Source organism: Acidovorax sp. Root217, assembly GCF_001428645.1.
Lineage (GTDB): Bacteria > Pseudomonadota > Gammaproteobacteria > Burkholderiales > Burkholderiaceae_C > Acidovorax.
On the sequence record NZ_LMIH01000012.1, the window covers coordinates 518,505 to 536,733 of the forward strand.

At 68.8% G+C, this 18,229-nt stretch carries 15 protein-coding genes and 1 pseudogene; 10 read left to right on the plus strand and 6 right to left on the minus strand.

Going from position 1 to position 18,229, the window contains the following annotated elements:
• Window positions 1-465 (plus strand): annotated as a pseudogene (locus ASE31_RS32580) (methyl-accepting chemotaxis protein); the annotation flags it as partial.
• Window positions 466-575: 110 nt separating this feature from the next.
• Complete coding sequence (locus ASE31_RS12510; protein WP_057201944.1) at window positions 576-800, plus strand: 4-oxalocrotonate tautomerase family protein; 225 nt, start codon at window positions 576-578, stop codon at window positions 798-800.
• A 13-nt stretch (window positions 801-813) separates the two neighbouring features.
• On the opposite strand, the gene recJ is transcribed toward ASE31_RS12510, so the two are convergent.
• Together recJ and ASE31_RS12520 are read right to left on the minus strand one after the other, a co-directional pair.
• Window positions 814-2,529, minus strand: coding sequence for a single-stranded-DNA-specific exonuclease RecJ (gene recJ / locus ASE31_RS12515; protein WP_057201945.1), 1,716 nt, complete (start codon window positions 2,527-2,529; stop codon window positions 814-816).
• Window positions 2,526-3,476, minus strand: coding sequence for a hypothetical protein (locus ASE31_RS12520; RefSeq protein WP_057201946.1), 951 nt, complete (start codon window positions 3,474-3,476; stop codon window positions 2,526-2,528). Before ASE31_RS12520 ends, recJ begins: the two co-directional genes overlap by 4 nt.
• Window positions 3,477-3,556: 80 nt before the next feature.
• On the opposite strand from ASE31_RS12520, the gene ASE31_RS12525 reads away from it, so the two are divergent.
• The 4 genes from ASE31_RS12525 (at window position 3,557) to ASE31_RS12540 (ending at window position 9,834) form a co-directional block, all read left to right on the plus strand.
• Window positions 3,557-4,813: a lipoprotein-releasing ABC transporter permease subunit gene (locus ASE31_RS12525; protein ID WP_057201947.1), complete on the plus strand. Its 1,257-nt coding sequence runs from the start codon at window positions 3,557-3,559 to the stop codon at window positions 4,811-4,813.
• Window positions 4,814-4,831: 18 nt separating this feature from the next.
• Entirely contained in the window at window positions 4,832-6,085 is a 1,254-nt protein-coding gene (locus tag ASE31_RS12530) for a lipoprotein-releasing ABC transporter permease subunit (protein WP_057201948.1), read from the plus strand.
• Window positions 6,078-6,806, plus strand: a complete 729-nt coding sequence (gene lolD / locus ASE31_RS12535) for a lipoprotein-releasing ABC transporter ATP-binding protein LolD (protein WP_057201949.1) — start codon at window positions 6,078-6,080, stop codon at window positions 6,804-6,806. Before ASE31_RS12530 ends, lolD begins: the two co-directional genes overlap by 8 nt.
• A 124-nt stretch (window positions 6,807-6,930) precedes the next feature.
• Window positions 6,931-9,834, plus strand: coding sequence for a PAS domain S-box protein (locus tag ASE31_RS12540; protein ID WP_057201950.1), 2,904 nt, complete (start codon window positions 6,931-6,933; stop codon window positions 9,832-9,834).
• Window positions 9,835-9,849: 15 nt separating this feature from the next.
• On the opposite strand, the gene ASE31_RS12545 is transcribed toward ASE31_RS12540, so the two are convergent.
• Genes ASE31_RS12545 through ASE31_RS12560 form a run of 4 tightly spaced genes read right to left on the minus strand, consistent with a single transcriptional unit; the run spans window position 9,850 to window position 13,890 of the window.
• Window positions 9,850-10,893 (minus strand): VWA domain-containing protein, encoded by a 1,044-nt coding sequence (locus ASE31_RS12545; protein WP_057202530.1) that lies wholly within the window; start codon window positions 10,891-10,893, stop codon window positions 9,850-9,852.
• A gap of 20 nt (window positions 10,894-10,913) precedes the next feature.
• Window positions 10,914-11,918 (minus strand): DUF58 domain-containing protein, encoded by a 1,005-nt coding sequence (locus tag ASE31_RS12550; RefSeq protein ID WP_179681753.1) that lies wholly within the window; start codon window positions 11,916-11,918, stop codon window positions 10,914-10,916.
• Complete coding sequence (locus tag ASE31_RS12555) at window positions 11,899-12,915, minus strand: MoxR family ATPase (RefSeq protein ID WP_057201951.1); 1,017 nt, start codon at window positions 12,913-12,915, stop codon at window positions 11,899-11,901. Before ASE31_RS12555 ends, ASE31_RS12550 begins: the two co-directional genes overlap by 20 nt.
• Before the next feature lie 39 nt (window positions 12,916-12,954).
• Window positions 12,955-13,890, minus strand: coding sequence for a S1C family serine protease (locus ASE31_RS12560; RefSeq protein WP_057201952.1), 936 nt, complete (start codon window positions 13,888-13,890; stop codon window positions 12,955-12,957).
• Window positions 13,891-13,994: 104 nt separating this feature from the next.
• Between ASE31_RS12560 and ASE31_RS12565 the strand changes: the two genes are divergently transcribed.
• The 4 genes from ASE31_RS12565 (at window position 13,995) to ASE31_RS12580 (ending at window position 18,115) form a co-directional block, all read left to right on the plus strand.
• The gene (locus ASE31_RS12565) at window positions 13,995-14,855 is read left to right on the plus strand and encodes a TatD family hydrolase (RefSeq protein WP_057202534.1); all 861 of its coding nucleotides are present in this window, start codon (window positions 13,995-13,997) and stop codon (window positions 14,853-14,855) included.
• Between the two features lie 71 nt (window positions 14,856-14,926).
• Window positions 14,927-15,484, plus strand: a complete 558-nt coding sequence (locus ASE31_RS12570; RefSeq protein WP_057201953.1) for a DNA-deoxyinosine glycosylase — start codon at window positions 14,927-14,929, stop codon at window positions 15,482-15,484.
• On the plus strand, window positions 15,485-16,246 hold the full coding sequence (locus ASE31_RS12575; RefSeq protein ID WP_057201954.1) for a hypothetical protein: 762 nt from the start codon (window positions 15,485-15,487) through the stop codon (window positions 16,244-16,246).
• Between the two features lie 60 nt (window positions 16,247-16,306).
• Window positions 16,307-18,115, plus strand: a complete 1,809-nt coding sequence (locus ASE31_RS12580; RefSeq protein WP_057201955.1) for a GspE/PulE family protein — start codon at window positions 16,307-16,309, stop codon at window positions 18,113-18,115.
• The last annotated feature ends 114 nt before the right edge of the window (window positions 18,116-18,229 follow it).

Below are 18,229 nucleotides of genomic sequence, written 5' to 3' on the forward strand. Positions count from 1 at the left end.
CTGATCGGAGAGATCACGGCCTCGTCCACCGAGCAGCGCGACGGCATTGCACAGGTCAACCAGGCGGTGACGCACCTGGACCAGATGACGCAGCAGAACGCGGCGCTGGTGGAGGAGTCCACGGCTGCAGCGGCGTCCATGCGCGACCAGGCGCAGAAGCTGGCCGAGGTGGTTTCCATGTTCAACGTCGGCGCCGTGGCTGTGCGCGCGCCTGCCGCGCCGCCGCGTGCTGCCGCCGCACCACGCCCTGCGCCGGCCGCCAGCCGGGCCGTGCCGGCACCGGCGCGCACGGCCCTTGCCGGCAAGCCCGCTGCACGGGCCGCAGCATCGGCCACTGCGCGCCTGACCTCCTCCGTGCCCAAGAAGGCGACGGCTGCCCACAAGCCCGCTGCCGCAGGGCCCGCACCGGCGCCCGCCCCCCGCGCCACGGCCAAGGGCGGGGACGACGACTGGGAAAGCTTCTGACCGCAGGCGTTGCAAGGGGGCAGCGCTCCCGCAGACAATCCACGAAGGCAGCGCAGGCTGCCTTTGTTCTTCCAGAGACCGCAACTTCCCGACGGAAAGAAAGCCTTCCCATGCCCCTGATCAACATCCGCCTGGCCAACCGCGACATTCCCACCACCTCCGCCCAGAAGGCCGCACTGATCGCCGGCGTCACGCGCCTCATGCAGGAGGTGCTCGACAAGAAGCCCGAGACCGTGACCGTCATCATCGACGAGGTCGACCCCGACAATTGGGGCGTGGGCGGCGAGCAGGTCACGGTGGTGCGCCAGCGCGGCAAGGCGCCCGTGCAGGCATGAGCAGGCTTCTGATCTAGATCTCGGCGCCCTCCACCAGAAACTGCACCTTGCGCTCGCCGCGCCACTCGTTCACATCCAGGCGAAAAGCCAGCAGCACGCGGGCCGGCAGTTGGTCGGTATGGCCGAACCAGATGGCGTCGACAGGGTTGCCCTGGTGCATGAGCTTGATGGACAGGTGGTTCTTGCCCTCGCCCACCAGCCGCTGGCTCAGCACCACGACCTCTTCGCTGAAGGTGGGCGGCGCAAAGCCCTGGCCCCAGACCTCGCGGTGCAGGGTGTCCACCACGTCGGCGCTGCAGTATTCGGGCGCCAGCGGGCCATCGGTCTCGATGCGGCGCGTGAGCGTCGAGGCATCCAGCCATTCCTGCGCCACCTGGGCCAGTGCCTGCTCGAAGGTCTCGAATGCCTCTGCGGCCACGGTGCAGCCGGCCGCCATGGCGTGGCCGCCGAACTTGAGCAGCACACCGGGGTGGCGCTTGGCCACCAGGTCCAGCGCGTCGCGCAGGTGGAACCCGGGAATGGAGCGGCCCGAGCCCTTGAGCTCGTGCTCCTTGCCCGGCGCGCTGCTGGCGGCGAAGACGAAGGTCGGGCGGTGCAGCCTGTCCTTGATGCGCGAAGCGACGATGCCCACCACGCCCTCGTGGAAGTCGGGATCGAAGACACTGATGGCGGGCGGCGGGTCTTCGCTCTCGTCGAACAGATTCTCGGCCATCAGCATGGCCTGCTCGCGCATGCCGCCCTCGATCTCGCGGCGCTCGCGGTTGATGGTGTCCAGCTGGCCGGCCAGATCGCTGGCACGGCCCGCATCGTCGGTGAGCAGGCATTCGATGCCCAGCGTCATGTCCGCCAGGCGCCCTGCGGCGTTGATGCGTGGGCCCAGTGCAAAACCGAAGTCGAAGGTGGTGGCCACGGGTGCCTTGCGGCCTGCTGCCGTGAACAGCGCGGCCACGCCGGCCGGCATGGCCCCTGCGCGGATGCGCCGCAGGCCCTGGGCCACCAGCCGGCGGTTGTTGGCGTCCAGGCGCACCACGTCGGCCACGGTGCCCAAAGCCACCAGGGTGAGCAGTGGGTCGAGCTTGGGCTGGCTCGCCAGGTCGAACACACCGCGTGCGCGCAGCTCGGAGCGCAGGGCCATCAACACGTAGAACATCACGCCCACGCCGGCCAGGGATTTGCTCTCGAACGTGCAGCCCGGCTGGTTGGGGTTCACCATGGCATCGGCCTGCGGCAGCTCGGGACCTGGCAGATGGTGGTCGGTCACCAGAACCTGCAGGCCATGGGCCTTGGCCTCGGCTACGCCCTCGACGCTGGCGATGCCGTTGTCCACGGTGATCAGCACATCGGCGCCGCGCTCCTTCACGCGGCGGGCGATGGGCGGGGTGAGGCCATAGCCATCGGTCACGCGGTCGGGCACCAGGTAGTCCACGTGCTTGGCGCCCAGCAGGCGCAAGCCCCTCACGGCCACGGCGCAGGCCGTGGCGCCATCGCAGTCATAGTCTGCCACGATGCACAGGCGCAGGTCCTGCGCCATGGCGTCGGCCAGCAGCGTGGCTGCCTGCTGGATGCCCTTGAGCCCGGCGGGTGGTAGCAAGCGTGCCAGCCCGTCGTCGAGCTCCTCTTTGTCGCGCACGCCGCGTGCGGCGTACAGGCGGGCCAGCAGCGGGTGCACGCCCGCCTGCTCCAGCGCCCAGGCAGCGCGCGGGGGAATGTCTCTTGCCGTGATTTTCATAGCTGGGGTGCCACCTGGGCAAAACGGGTGGGCTGGAAGTAGGCCTTCATGCGCTGCAGCAGGCCGCGTGGGGCGGTGTGGAAGGCCAGCGCAGCGCGTTCGCCGCACAGGGTCAGGCGCACGGCGGCGCCTTGCTCGGCCTGGCGCAGCAGGTCGGCCAGCGGGCCCGCATCCAGCGCGCTCCAGGCGACCGCCCAGGCACGCCAGTCCTCGCGCAGCGCGGCGTCGCGCAGGGCCAGGGGCATCTGGGGCGCGGGTGCGAGCGCCGTGGCGGGCAGGGCGCCTGCGCCGTGCACCCAGAAGGAATTGACCATGGGCAGGCCGCTTTCGGCCCGCGCATCGTTGAAGGCATGGGTGTACAGCAGCATCTGCATCTCGCTGTTCAGGCGGTGCAGGGTGCGGGCTTTGGCGGCATCGGGCATCCAGGCGCGCACGTCGCGCAGCAATACGCGGTCGAGCGAGGCGGTGGCCAGGTGGGCGAACAGGGGGCCTTCGGCGAGCCAGCGGGTGGGCTGGTCGTAGTGCAGGTGGATGCCGTCCTCTGCGAACCAGGGCGAGACGATGGCCAGCAGGGCGCGCGAGGATGCTTCGGTGAGGCCCAAGGCCTCGGGGTCGCGCAGCGTGATGTGGTCGGTCGTCACCTGCCACTGGCAGGGGGCCACGAAGGCCCAGGCCTTGCCGTCCGGCGGCTGGCCTTGCTGCAGGCGGTGCCACGCGGCCCAGGGTGTAAGCCCGTCCTCGGCAGGCAGGCCCAGGGCCTGGGCCAGGGCGCGCTCGTGGGGGGCAGAGAAGCTGGTCTCCTCGGCGGTACTGGAGCCTGCTGGATCGGCCGCGAGGCGCGCCAGCAGGCGATCCAGGTGCGGCAGGTCGAGCGTTGCCAGCGTTTGCCGGCACCCCTCGGAGGCGCTGGCAGCGTGGGGGATGAGCAAATGGGGGATGTCCGACATCCCTCTATTGTCCGGGATGCCACAATCGCTCCCGCCGGGTTCTGCTATCCCATCAGAGTCCAGGCACTTTTTTCCCATCCATGCAACTTCCCTACGAACTGGCCCTGGGCCTGCGCTATACCCGCTCGGGCCGGGCCACGCGGCGCAACGGCTTCATTTCCTTCATCTCCGGTGCGTCCATGCTGGGCATCGCCCTGGGCGTGGCGGCGCTGATAGTGGTGCTGAGCGTCATGAACGGCTTTCAGAAGGAGGTGCGCGAGCGCATGCTGGGCGTGGTCGCCCACATCGAGGTCTTTGCGCCCCAGGGGGCCGCCATGCAGGACGCGGCACGCACCATGGCCGAAACCCGCAAGAACCCGGCCGTCACTGGCGCCGCCCCGTTCGTTGCGGCCCAGGCGCTGATCGCGCATGGCGACGACATGAAGGGTGCCCTGGTGCGCGGCATCGATCCCGCGCTCGAAGGCAGCGTGACCTCGCTGGCCCAGGCCAACGCCGAGGTGCTTGCCACCCTGGTGCCAGGGCAGTTCCGCGTGGTCCTGGGCAGCGAACTGGCCAAGTCGCTGGGCGTGAAGGCGGGCGATGCGGTGACCATGGTGGTGCCGGTGGTCCAGGGCGGCAGTGGCAGCCAGGGCGGCCCGCGCTACCAGCCACTCACGGTGGCGGGCACGGTGGATTCGGGCCATTTCCAGTACGACTCCACCCTGGTCTGGATGCACCAGGACGATGCCCTGGCCATCTTCGGCCTGCGCGGCCCCACGGGCATCGGCCTGAAGCTGCAGGATCTTCAGCAGGCCAATGCAGTGGCCATCGAGCTCGCGCACACGCTCAGCGGCGATCTGCTGCTGCGCGACTGGACGCAGCAGAACCGCACCTGGTTCGAGGCCGTGCGCCTGCAAAAGCGCATGATGTTCATCATCCTGGCGCTGATCGTGGCCGTGGCGGCCTTCAACCTGGTCTCCACCCTGGTGATGACGGTCAACGACAAGCGGGCCGACATCGCCATCCTGCGCACGCTGGGGGCCAGCCCGAAAAGCATCATGACCGTCTTTGTGGTGCAGGGCGCCATGGTAGGCGTGATCGGCACCCTGGCCGGCCTGGCCCTGGGCCTCTCCATCGCCTACAACATCGACGTGATCGTGCCGGCCATCGAGAAGGCGCTGGGTGCCGCCTTCCTGCCCAAGGACATCTACCTGATCGACCGCATGCCCAGCGAACCGCAGGGCACCGATATCGTGCCCATCGCCCTGATCTCGCTGGCGCTGGCCTTCGTGGCCACCCTGTACCCGAGCTGGCGCGCCAGCCGCGTGAACCCCGCAGAAGCACTGCGCTATGAATGAGCGCGGCCTGAACTAGCTATGCAAATCCCCTACGAACTGGCCCTGGGCTGGCGCTACACCCGCGCAGGCCGTGCCACGCGGCGCGATGGCTTCATCTCGTTCATCTCGGGTGTGTCCATGCTGGGCATCGCCCTGGGCGTGGCGGCGCTGATCATCGTGCTGTCGGTGATGAACGGCTTTCAGCGCGAGGTGCGCGACCGCATGCTCAGCGTGGTCTCGCACATCGAGATCCTGGCACCCCAGGGTGCGCCGCTGCCGGACGTGGCCACCACCCTGGCCGAGGTCAGGCGCAATCCGAACGTGACCGGGGCCGCGCCCTTTGTCTCGGCCCAGGCGCTGCTCTCGCGCGGCCAGGACATGCGCGGCGCGCTGGTGCGCGGCATCGACCCGGCGCTCGAAAGCTCGGTGACGGACCTGGCTGCGGGCAACGAGAAGACGCTCAAACTCCTGGTGCCCGGTGAGTTCCGCGTGGTACTGGGGGGCGAACTGGCACGGTCCCTGGGCGTGCGCGCGGGTGATGTGGTGACGCTGATCGCGCCCGCTGGCCAGGTCACCCCGGCCGGTGTGGTGCCGCGCCTCAAGCAGATGACGGTGGCCGGCACCTTCGATTCAGGCCACTACGAATACGACTCGGCCCTGGTGCTGTTGCACCACGAGGACGCGCAGCGCATCTTCCGCCTCGAATCCCCCACGGGCATCCGCCTGAAGCTCAAGGACGTGCACCAGGCGCGCGCCGTGGCCGCCGAGCTGGCGGGCACCGTGAGCGGCGGGCTGGTGGTCCGCGACTGGACGCAGCAAAACCGCACCTGGTTCGCCGCCGTGCAGCTCGAAAAACGCATGATGTTCATCATCCTCACCCTCATTGTGGCGGTGGCGGCCTTCAACCTCGTCTCCACCCTGGTGATGACGGTGACCGACAAGCGCGCCGACATCGCCATCCTGCGCACGCTGGGCGCCAGCCCTAAGAGCATCATGGGCGTGTTCGTCGTGCAGGGGGCCATGGTGGGCGTGATCGGCACCCTGGCCGGCCTGGCGCTGGGCCTGGTCATCGCCTTCAACATCGACGTCATCGTGCCGGCCATCGAGCATGCGCTCAACGCGAGCTTTCTGCCCAAGGACATCTACCTCATCAGCAAGATGCCCAGCGAGCCGCAAAGCTCGGACATCGTGCCCATCGCCGTCATTTCCCTGGTGCTGGCCTTCGTGGCCACCCTGTACCCCAGCTGGCGCGCCAGCCGTGTGAACCCCGCCGAGGCGCTTCGCTATGAATAAGAACAACGCTCCATCCGCCGCACCCCTGCCCGCTGCGCCGCCCGCCCGTGGCGAGGTGGTGCTGCAGGCCCAGGGCCTGACCAAGCGCTTCACCGAAGGCCGGCTGGACGTGACCGTGCTGCACGGCGTGGACCTGCAGGTGCATGCGGGGGAAACCCTGGCCATCGTCGGCGCTTCGGGTTCGGGCAAGAGCACCATGCTGCACCTGCTGGGCGGCCTGGATGCGCCCACGGCCGGCAGCGTGCGCCTCAAGGGCCAGCAGCTCTCGGCGCTGTCGCCCGAGCAGCAGGGCCGGATGCGCAACCAGCACCTGGGCTTCATCTACCAGTTCCACCACCTGCTGCCCGAGTTCACCGCGCTGGACAACGTGGCCATGCCGCTGCGCATCCGCCGCATGCCGCAGGAGCAATGCCGCGAGGAGGCAGCGCGCGTGCTGGCGTCGGTGGGACTCAAGGAGCGGCTGCACCACCGGCCAGCCGAGCTGTCGGGCGGCGAGCGCCAGCGTGTGGCCATTGCGCGCGCCCTGGTCACGCGCCCGGCCTGCGTGCTGGCCGACGAGCCGACCGGCAACCTGGACCGCAATACGGCGGATGGTGTCTTCGCGCTCATGCTGCAACTGGCGCGCGAGCAGGGCACGGCCTTTGTGATGGTCACGCACGATGAGTCACTGGCCGCGCGCTGCGACCGCGTGGTGCACCTGGTGCTGGGCAAGCTGGGATAGCGCCTTGCCCCCGGGCATGGCCCGGAGTGCCGGCGCACGGCATCCTTGCCGCTGCGGTCGAAAAGTCTCCATCCGCGCCAGGACACTCTAAGATGGCCGAAGTCCGCTTCAGGAGAGTCCGCAGATGACGGTTCCGGCATCCATCCCTTCCGACGAAGCGCGCAGGCTCGAGGCCTTGCGCGCCCTGATGGTGCTGGACACCCCGGCCGAGCCTCTGCTCGATTCCATTGCGCGCATGGCGGCCGAGGTGTGTGGCGTGCCCATCGCGCTCATCAGCCTGATCGATGCCGAGCGCCAGTGGTTCAAGGCCAATGTCGGCCTGCCTGGGGTGAATGAAACCCCGCGCGACGTGGCCTTCTGTGCCCACGCCATCCACATGGACGACGTGATGGAGGTGCCCGACGCCACGCTGGATGCGCGCTTTGCGCACAACCCGCTGGTCACGGGTGCGCCGGACATCCGTTTCTACGCCGGTGCGCCGCTCATGACCGGCGACGACGGCGACCGCGTGGGAACCCTGTGCGTCATCGACCGCAAGGCGCACCAACTCACAGCGCACCAGCGGGCCCTGCTGCGCTCGCTCTCGGCCATGGTGTCGCAGGCCCTGGACATGCGCCGCGACCTGATCGAGCGCGCGTTTTCCGTGCGCCAGGGGTATGAGAAGGCCCTGTCCGAAAGCGAGCGGCGCTACCGCACCATGGTCGAGGCGCAGACCGAGATGCTGTCGCTGGCCTGGCCCCATGGCGAGGTGTTCTACGTGAACCAGGCCTATGCCCACCACTTCGGCCAGGAGCCGCAGGACATGGTGGGCAAGGACCTGTTCGCCTACGTTGAACCGGCCGACCGGGCGCTGGTCCGGGAGCGCATCGCCGAGGTGTTTCGCAGCGAGGGCAGTACGCAGGGGGAAAACCGCATGGTCAGTGCCGACGGTACCGAGCGCTGGATGGCCTGGACCAACAGCTGTCTGCGCGACAGCGAACAGCGGCCCTATCTGCATTCCGTCGGGCGCGACATCACCGCCCAGAAGGCAGCCGAACGGGCACTGCTGGCCAGCCAGCAACTGCTGGAGCGCACCGGCCGTGTAGCCCGGGTGGGCGGATGGGAGTTCGACGTGCGCAGCGGCAGCATTTCCTGGTCCTCCGAAACGCGGCGAATCCACGAGGTGGCGCCCGACTACACGCCCACGCTGGAGAATGCGCTGGGCTTCTATGCCCCCGAGGCCCGGGATGCCATGACGGCGGTGGTGCGCAGCGCGCTGGATGCCGGCCAGGCATGGGATCTGGAGCTGCCCCTCGTCACTGCCAGCGGACGCAGCATCTGGGTGCGTGCCGTGGGCGAGGCCGAGTACGAGAGCGGTGCCGTGGTGCGCCTGTTCGGTGCCTTCCAGGACGTGACGGAGCGCCGTCGCATGGCCCAGCAACTGGCCGACAGTGAGCGCTTCGTGCGGCTGGTCACGGATGGCCTGCCGATCCGCATCGGCTATGTGGACCGGGAGCTGCGCTTTCGATTCGCCAACCAGGCGGCGTGCCAGCGCTTTGGCTTGGGCCGCGAAGACATCATCGGGCGCACCCGTGAGGATCTGCTCGGAGAGCCTACGCCGCCGGAGGTGGCGCAGCGCGTGCAGCAGGTGCTGGCGGGGACGGCGCAGCGCTATGAGTCCGATGAAGTGCGCCATGGAGCGCTGCACCGCATCGAAAGCCAGCTCGTACCCGACATCTCCGACGATGGCACGGTGCGCGGATTTTTCTCCACCGGCATCGACATCACCCAGCGCGCTGCCGCCGAGCGCGGCCTGCGCGTGCTGACCGCCATTCTGGAGAACACCTCCGACTTCGTGGTGCAGACCGACCTCCGGGGCCAGGTCACCTACATGAACCCTGCAGCACGCCGCGCGCTGGGATTTGCGCCCGACGACGACGTGACCGGGCATGTGTTCACCGAGTTCAACACACCCGAGACGAATGCGCTGTATGCCCAGGCCATCTTGCCTGCCGTCAGAGCCCACAGCATGTGGGTGGGCGAGACCACGGTGTACGCGGCCCATCGGCGGGTGGTGCCGGTGAGCCACATGGTCATCGCCCACCGCGACGGGGAGGGGCGCATCCAACACTTCTCGGCCATCATGCGTGACATCTCCGAGGCGGCGCAGGCGCGCGCGGCCTTGCTCAAGCAGACGGCCACGCTGCGCTCCATCACCGAGGCGCTGCCCTCGCTGGTGGCGGTGGTGGGGCCGGACGAGCGCTACCAGTTCGTCAACAGCGCCTTCGAGCGCTGGCACCGTGTGCCGCGCGAGCAGATCGTGGGCCGCAGCATGGAAGAATTCCTCGGGGCCGCAGAGTACGCGCGCAGCAAGCCCATGGTGCAGAAGGTGCTTGGCGGCGAGACGCTCACCTTCGACAAGGATTTTCCGCAGCGCGTGCCGGCCGGGCACGTCACCATCCACCTCATTCCGCTGTGGTCCGAGCCGGGTGCGGTCGATGGGTTTGTGTCCATGGCCCAGGACGTCACCAGCTACCGCCAGGAGGCGGGCCGCCTGCTGGCGATGGCGCAGCACGACCCGCTGACGGGCCTGCTCAACCGGGCCGGGCTGCAGGCCTATGTGGGGCAGAAGGATCTGGAGACAGAAGGCCCCCTGCTGGCCTTGCTGTACATCGACCTGGACCATTTCAAGCCCGTCAACGACCAGCACGGCCATCCCGTGGGCGACCAGTTGCTGCAGGCCTTTGGGCAGCGCCTGCTGGCGCTGGTGCGGCCCACCGATGCGGTGGCACGGCTCGGCGGAGACGAGTTCGCCGTGGTGCTGGCCTGCGTGCGTGCGCCGGCCCATGCCGAAGCCGTGGCCGGCAAGGTCCTGGAGGCGGCGCACACGCCTTTCGAGATGGGCGCGCTGCGGCTGTCGGTGGGCGCCAGTGCGGGGCTGGCGCTGGGCACGGACCCGGCCAGGGGCTGGGCCGACCTCATGGCCCGCGCGGACGACCGGCTTTACCTGGCCAAGCGCTCCGGCCGGGGCCAGTTCAAGGGCGGCTGACGCACAGGACGGTGCCTACATCACCCGCCCGTACCACCATACCGACAGGCTGGCTGCGAGCAGCGCCAGCACGGCCCCGGCCAGCGCCAGCAGCGCCGAGATCTCGGTTTCCTTCTTCTCCACCGTGAGGCGCGAGCTCAGGGTTTCGTAGACCTTCTTGAGGTCGGCTGCCGTGGCGGCGTGGAAGTATTCGGCGGCGGTGCGGGTGGCCACGGCCTTCAGGGTCTCTTCGTCCAGCCGCACGCGCATGGACCAGCCCTCGAAACCGATGGTTTCGCCCTGCAGCGTGCCCACGCCCACGGTGTACACGCGCACGCCCCGGTCGGCAGCCCACTTGGCGGCTTCCAGCGGGTCCACCCCGGTGGTGCGCTGGCCGTCGGTCAGCATGATGATGGCGGCCGAGTTGTAGGAGCCTGGCGCGACGGGTGTGAAGGGCTTGGCGGCGTCCTGCTTGTTGAGCTCGTCCAGGGGGCGCGGCTTCATCGCCTGGCGCCCGCCCAGGGCCGAAATGTCGATGCCGGCGTCAGGAAAGATGGTGGCCAGCGAGAGCATGATGCCGTTGCCTGTGGCCGTGCCGCGCTGCAGCTGAAAGCTGTCGATGGCCTTGACCAGGTCTTCGCGGCTTTGCGTGGGCAGCTGGGCCAGCTGGGCGCTGCCGGCAAAGGCCACGATGCCCACGCGCACATGGCGCGGCAGCTCGGCGATGAAGGCCTTGGCGGCGTCCTGCGCGGCGGTGATGCGGTCGGGCTGCACATCGGTGGCGCGCATGCTGCCCGAGACGTCCATGGCCAGCATGATGGTCTGGTCCTGCGAGGGCAGGGTGATCACCGCCAGCGGCCGGGCAGCTGCCAGCAGCAGGGCCACCAGCGCCAGCAGGAAGAGGAAGGGCGGAATGTGCCGGCGCAGGTGCTGTGCCGGGCCCATGGCCTCGCGCACCAGCGACAGGCTGGAGTAGCTCAGCGCCGTTTTCTTGCGCCGGTGCAGCAGCCACCAGTACAGCAGTACCAGCAGCGGCACGGCCAGCAGCAGCCAGAGCAGGGAGGGCCAGAGAAAGACCATGGTGGCGTGTCCTGTGGTTGTCAGGCGGCGGCCCGTGGGGCCGTCCATTGGAACGAAGGGTGCGTGGGGGGGCGCACGCGGTGCCGGCGCAGGTCCATGAAGCGCAGCAGTGCATCCACCAGATCGTCGTCGGTGCGCAGCTCCAGCGTGTCGGCGCCGGCCTTGGCCAGGCCCTCGCGCAGTACGGCTTCGCGCTGGGCCGCCAGGCGGGCAAAGCGGTGGCGAAAGCCGCTGTCGTGCGTGTCCACCTGCAGCTGCTCGCCGCTTTCGGCGTCCCGCAGCGTGACCAGGCCCACGTCGGGCAGCTCCAGCTCCAGCGGATCGAGCAGGCGCACGCTCACCACGTCATGCCGGCGGGCCAGTTGGGCCAGGGGCTTTTCCCAGCCGGGGGCGCTGATGAAGTCGGACACCACGAACACCGTGGAGCGGCGGCGCAAGGTGCCCAGGGCTCCCTGCAAAAGCAGGTGCAGCTCGGTGCTGCCCGATTGCAGTTGGGGGGGCGGCTTGAGCAACTGGTGCACCAGGTGCAGCACATGGGCGCGGCCGCTGCGCGGGGGCAGCACGGTGTCCACGGCGCGTGTGTCGGCACCCCCTGCGCCGTAGAGCATGGCGCCCACGCGGTTGCCGTGGCGCGTGAGCAGGCGCGAGAGCACTGCGACGAAGCCGGTGAGGATGTCGCGCTTGGCGTTGCCCTGGGGGCCGAAGTTGACCGAGGGGCTCAGGTCCAGCAGGAACCAGGCGGACATCTCGCGGTCTTCGGTGAACACGCGCACATGGGGGGTGTTCAGGCGCGCCGTCACATTCCAGTCGATGTGGCGCACGTCGTCGTGGGGCTGGTACTCGCGCAGGTCCATGAGGTCCAGGCCGGCCCCGCGCATCAGCGTGCGGTAGTCGCCCTGCAGCAGCCCGTCGAGGCGGCGGATGACGCTCCACTCCAGCTGCCGCAGCAGGCGGTCGGCCTCGCCGGGCAGGGTGGGCAGCGCGCGCGCGGCGGTGGCTGCGGTGTCAGGCGGCTTTTTGCTCATGGTGCAAGGGCTTGGCAGGGGCGGGCACCTTGGCCATGATGCGCGTGATCAGCGCATCGGCGTCCAGGCCCTCGGACAGCGCCTCGTACGACAGCGACAGCCGGTGGCGCAGCACATCGGCCGCCAGGTCGGTCATGTCCTCGGGCAGCACGTAGCTGCGCCCGCGCAGCATGGCCAGGGCCTGGGCGCCTTCGGCCAGGCAGATGGTGGCGCGCGGGCTGGCGCCGCAGGCTATGAAGGGCGCCAGGTCCTTGAGGTCATGCCGGGCCGGTGCGCGCGTGGCGGCCACCAGCTTCACGGCGTATTGCAGCAGCGAGGGGTCGACATACACGCTGCGGCATTCGGCCTGCAGCGTGGCCAGCTGGGCCGTGGTGGCCACGGGCAGCACCTGCACGGGATCGGCGAGCGCGCGCTGGGCGATGACGAATTCCTCTTCCTCGGTGGGGTAGTCGAGCAACACCTTCATCATGAAGCGGTCCACCTGGGCTTCGGGCAGGGCGTAGGTGCCTTCAGTCTCTATGGGGTTCTGCGTGGCCATCACCAGGAAGGGCGAGGGCACCTTGTGCGTTTCGCCGGCAATCGTCACCTGGCGCTCCTGCATCACTTCGAGCAGGGCGCTCTGCACCTTGGCGGGGGCGCGGTTGATCTCGTCGGCCAGCAGCAGGTGGGTGAACACCGGGCCCAGCGAGGTGCTGAACTCGCCCGTCTTCTGGTTGTACATGCGCGTGCCCACCAGGTCGGCGGGCACCAGGTCGGGCGTGAACTGGATGCGCTTGAAGCTGCCCTGGATGGTGCTGGCCAGGGTCTTCACGGTGAGCGTCTTGGCCAGGCCCGGAACGCCCTCGACCAGCAGGTGGCCCTGGGCCAGCATGGCCACCATCACCCGCTCCAGGAAGCGGTCCTGCCCGACCACGACGCGCTTGACTTCGTAGAGCACCTGCTCCATCAGCGTGGCGGTGGCGGCATTCGATGCAAACGGCTGCGGGGTCGGTTCCATGGGACTCCTTGCGAGGATGGGTGCGTATTGAAAGGGGGGTCAGAAGGGTGACATGCCCACGGCCGAGGCCGCGTTCTCGATGGGCACGGCAAAGCCGATGCCGATGAAAGTGCGCGCCGGCGTCGGGTTCAGGATGGCGGTGACGATGCCGATCACCTCCCCATCCATGGTGACCAGCGGGCCGCCCGAGTTGCCGGGGTTGGCCGCCGCGTCGAACTGGATCAGGTTGCCCAGCTCGCGCTTGCCTTCGGGCGAGGTGAACTGGCGCCCCAGGCCCGAGATCACGCCCGCCGAGGCCGATGGGCCGATGCCGAAGGGAAATCCCACCACGGCGACCTGGTCGCCGGGGCGCAGGTCGTTGGTGGAGCGCAGGGAGGCGGCCTCCAGGTCGTCGGGCACCTTGTGGGCCTGGAGCACGGCCAGGTCGTTCTCGGGCTGCACGCCGGTGATGGTGGCCGTGGTCTGCAGCCCGTCGTGGAAGGTCAGCTGGATGCGGTCGGACCCCTGCACCACGTGCAGGTTGGTGAGGATGATGCCCTTGTCGACGATCACCACGCCCGTGCCCACGCCGCGCTCGACCTCGTCCTTGCCGTTCTTGCTGCGCCCGAAGCCCACCACGCGCACCACCGAAGGCGCGATGGTCTCCACAGCGCGTGCGGCCGCCGAGGGCAAGGTGGTGGTTTCCAGGGTGCGCAGCACCGCCTGGTCGATGTCTTCCTGGGTGAGCTTGCGGGGCACGCTGCGCTGGTTCAGCCACACGCTGGTGACCAGCAGGGCTGCCAACACCAGCAAGGCGCCCCACAGGGCGTAGAGATTGTGGCGCGAAAGGGTGACCGCCTGGGGCCTGCCGGCGGGCTGGCTGGTGGCTGGCGCCGTCGGGGCTACCGGTTCCGAGGGCGCAGCATCGCTCGGGGCCGCAGCCCCGGCAGGGCGGCGAGCGGGGCGGGAGCTGCTGTAGACAGTGGGTCTGGGCATCCTGTCACCTTCCGGTACACCATGGCATGGCGCATGTTTTCACAGTAGCACGGATCGCGCCCCTGTGCATACCCCGGGGGTTTCCATCGTGCATCATGTTTGCCATGAACTTCTGGATAGATACCCATTGCCACCTGGATGCACCCGAGCTGGCTTCCGACACCGACACCGTGCGCGAGCAGGCCCGCCAGGCCGGCGTTGGGCATTGCGTGCTGCCTGCGGTGGAGCAGTCCAACTGGGATGCCGTGCGCACCCTTGCGCACCAGTATGGGGACAGCTACGCCTTGGGCATCCATCCCCTGTACACAGGACATGCCGCAGATGGAGACCTTGAACTGCTCGGGCAAGCGCTGGAGCAGCACCGGGAAGACCCGCGCCTCGTCGCCGTGGGCGAGATCGGGCTCGACTATTTCGTGCCGGGGCTGGATTCCGCCCGGCAGGAGCACTTCTACCGCGCGCAGCTGCAGCTGGCGCGGCGCTTCGGGCTGCCGGTGATCCTGCACGTGCGCCGCTCGGCCGACAAACTTCTCAAGGGCCTGCGCGAGGTCCGGGGCCTGTCGGGCATCGCCCACGCCTTCAACGGCAGCGAGCAGCAGGCCCAGGCCTTCGTGGACCTGGGTTTCAAGCTCGGCTTTGGCGGTGCCGTCACCTACGACCGGGCCCTGCAGCTGCGCCGCTTGGCCACCCAGCTGCCGCTCGACTGCCTGGTGATGGAGACCGACTCTCCCGATATCCCCCCGCACTGGCTCTACGCCACCGCCGCCGAGCGCGAGGCAGGCCGGCCCCAGGGGCGCAACACCCCGGGCGAGCTGCCGCGCATCGCGCAGGTGGTAGCCGAACTGCGCGGCATGACCGTGCAGGCGCTGGCCGAAGCCTCCACCGCCAACGCGCTCGCGGCGCTGCCGCGCCTGGCGTCCCTGCTGCAGGCCGGGCAGGCACCGTCACGGTCTTTTACCGATTCATGACCGTCGCTCTCGGTTTTTAGCTATATATTTGATAGTGATCGGATGCCCGTGCATCCGGCCCTCCACGCCGCATGCCTGCCCCCACTACCCCGTTGCCACCCGACGATCCCGACGCTCCCGCTCTCCGGCTGGTCGGACTGCCCGCCGTGGTGTCCGCCCGCACCGTCGTGCTGGTGCTGGGCAGCTTCCCTGGTGCGGCCTCGCTGCGCGCGCAGCAGTACTACGGCCACCCGCAGAACCACTTCTGGCGCATCCTGCAGGCCCTCTGGCCGCAGCACCCCCTGCCCGGCCCTGCCGGGCCCGCCAGCTATGCCCTGCGCTGCGAATGGCTGCTGGCGCGCGGCCTGGGCCTGTGGGACGTGTATGCCAGCTGCGAGCGCGAGGGCAGCCTGGACGCCGACATCCGCCATGCCGTGGTGAACGACTTCGCCTCGCTGCGCGCCGTGGCACCGCGCCTGGCCGCCATCGCCCACAATGGAGGCGAGAGCTTCAAGCACGCCGCGCGCACCGCAGCCCTGGGCGTGCCGGTGTACAAACTGCCGTCCACCAGCCCGGCCAATGCCTCCTGGAGCTTCGAGCGCAAACTGAACGCGTGGGCCGAACTCATGGCCCGCCACCAATTGACCTGAATGACCCGCAAGAAAACCAGCCCCATCGAACTGCCCGAAGTCAGCGTCTCCGACGATGGCGAGGTGCGCCACCTGCACCTGGGAACGCCCTGGATCCAGGGCTCCATGCGCGTGGCTGAACCCTTCGCGCTGGAGCTCGAATACGTGCAGCGCATGATGGCCTGGCTGCTTTTCGTCGAGCCCGCTTCGGTGGGCAAGCGCCACGCCATGCAGCTGGGCCTGGGTGCCGGGGCCATCACCAAGTTCTGCCACAAGAAGCTGCGCCTGTGCGCCACCGCCATCGAGCTCAACCCGCAGGTGGTGGCCGTGTGCCGCCAGTGGTTCAAGCTGCCGCCCGACGGCCCCAAGCTGCGCGTGGTGCTGGCCGATGCGGCCAAGGAGATCCAGAACCCCATGTGGCTAGGCACGGTCGATGCGCTCGCCGTGGACCTGTACGACCACGATGCCGCCGCCCCCGTGCTCGACAGCCCCGACTTCTATGCCGATTGCCGCGCCCTGCTGTCCGAGGACGGCAGCATGACCGTGAACCTGTTCGGTCGCTCCTCGAGCTACGAGAAGAGCTTGAAGAGCATGGCCAGCGCCTTTGGCGACGATGCGCTGTGGGCCTTCAAGCCCACGCGCGAAGGCAACACCGTGGTGCTGGCCCAGCGCACGCCCACGCGGCCCAAGCGCACCGAGCTGGCCGCCCGGGCCGAGGCCATCCAGGAGCGCTGGGGCCTGCCCACCACCAAGTGGATGCGCGTTTTCAAGCCGGTTGCCTGAACATGGTGCACCCGACTCCTTCGTCCTGCCCCGTCCACCCCCTCTGAGAGGTCTGCAGACATGAGCACCGCCGTCATCCCCCCCATCCCCGCCGCCAAGGCGGCCATCAAGCCGGTCAACCACATCGGGCCCGTGGACTGGCGCCGCATGGTCGAATGGCTGAGCGCCGATGGCGTGATCTCCCAGGAGGAGGCGCAGCGCACCATTGCCCGCTGCTCGCAGGCCGAAAGCTCGCAGCCGGCCCTGGTGCGGCTGGCTGCGGTGGCCATGACGCGCGCCTCCGATGGCAAGCCGCTGGACATCGAACTGCTCACCGAGTACCTGGCGCAGCGCGCCGGCCTGCCGTACATGCGCATCGACCCGCTTCGGGTGGACGTGGGCCGGGTCGCCGACACCATGAGCGCCACCTATGCCGAGCGCCACAAGGTGCTGCCTGTGCAGGTGACCCCCAAGGAGGTGGTGGTGGCCACGGCCGAGCCCTTCGTCGATGACTGGGTGGCCGAGGTCGAGCGCCAGGCGCGCCGCACGGTGCGCCGCGTGGTGGCCAACCCGCAGGACATCCACCGCTTCACGGCGGAGTTCTTCGCGCTGGCCAAATCGGTGCGCGCGGCGCAGAAGGCGGGTGGCGCATCGGGCGGCAGCAGCTTCGAGCAACTGGTGGAGCTGGGGCGCAGCAACAAGCAGCTCGATGCCAACGACCAGGGCGTGGTCAAGGTGGTGGACTGGCTCTGGCAGTACGCCTTTGACCAGCGAGCCAGCGACATCCACCTGGAGCCACGGCGCGAGCAGGGGGTGATCCGCTTTCGCATCGACGGTGTGTTGCACCCGGTCTACCAGATGCCCATGGGCGTGCACAACGCGATGATCTCGCGCATCAAGCTGCTGGGCCGCATCGACGTGGTGGAAAAGCGCCGCCCGCAGGACGGCCGCATCAAGACCCGCAACCAGCGCGGCGACGAGGTGGAAATGCGTTTGTCCACGCTGCCTACGGCCTTTGGCGAAAAGATGGTGATGCGGATCTTCGATCCCGACAACACCGTCAAGGACCTGGACGCGCTGGGCTTTGCGCAGCACGACGCGGCGCGCTGGGAGGCGCTGGTCAAGCGGCCGCACGGCATCATCCTGGTGACCGGGCCCACGGGCTCGGGCAAGACCACCACGCTGTACTCCACGCTCAAGCGCGTGGCCACGGAAGAGGTCAATGTGAGCACAGTGGAAGACCCGATCGAAATGATCGAGCCGAGCTTCAACCAGACCCAGGTGCAGCCGCAGCTCGATTTCAATTTCGCCGAAGGCCTGCGCGCGCTGATGCGCCAGGACCCGGACATCATCATGGTCGGCGAAATCCGCGACCTGGAAACGGCCGAGATGGCCATCCAGGCAGCGCTCACGGGCCACCTGGTGTTCTCCACGCTGCACACCAACGACGCGCCTTCGGCCATCACCCGCATGATGGAGCTGGGCGTGCCCTCGTACCTCATCAACGCCACGCTGCTCGGCGTGCTCGCGCAGCGCCTGGTGCGCACCTTCTGCAAGCAGTGCAAGCAAAAGGACGAGTCGGCCGACCGCGAGGCGCTCAGCGCCTTCATCAAGCCCTGGAAGCTCAGCGGCGCCTACCAGCCCTACAAGGCCGTGGGTTGCGTGGACTGCCGCATGACCGGTTTCCAGGGCCGCATGGGGCTGTACGAACTGCTCACGGTGAGCGAGGCGCTCAAGGACAAGATCACCACGGCGCCCTCGATGGAAGCCCTGCGCCGCCAGGCCATCACCGACGGCATGCGGCCCCTGCGCCTGGCCGGTGCGCTGCGGGTGGCGGAGGGGCTCACGACGATCGAGGAAGTGATGTCCGCAACGCCACCCATGGACTGATTTTCGCGCTTCGTACAGAGGGAAAACGCGCGGTCCCGAGTGTTACCGGGTGTAGGTGGAATCCACATCCGATAAGCCTCCTGTTGCCAGCACAATCGCACGGTTGTGAAATCC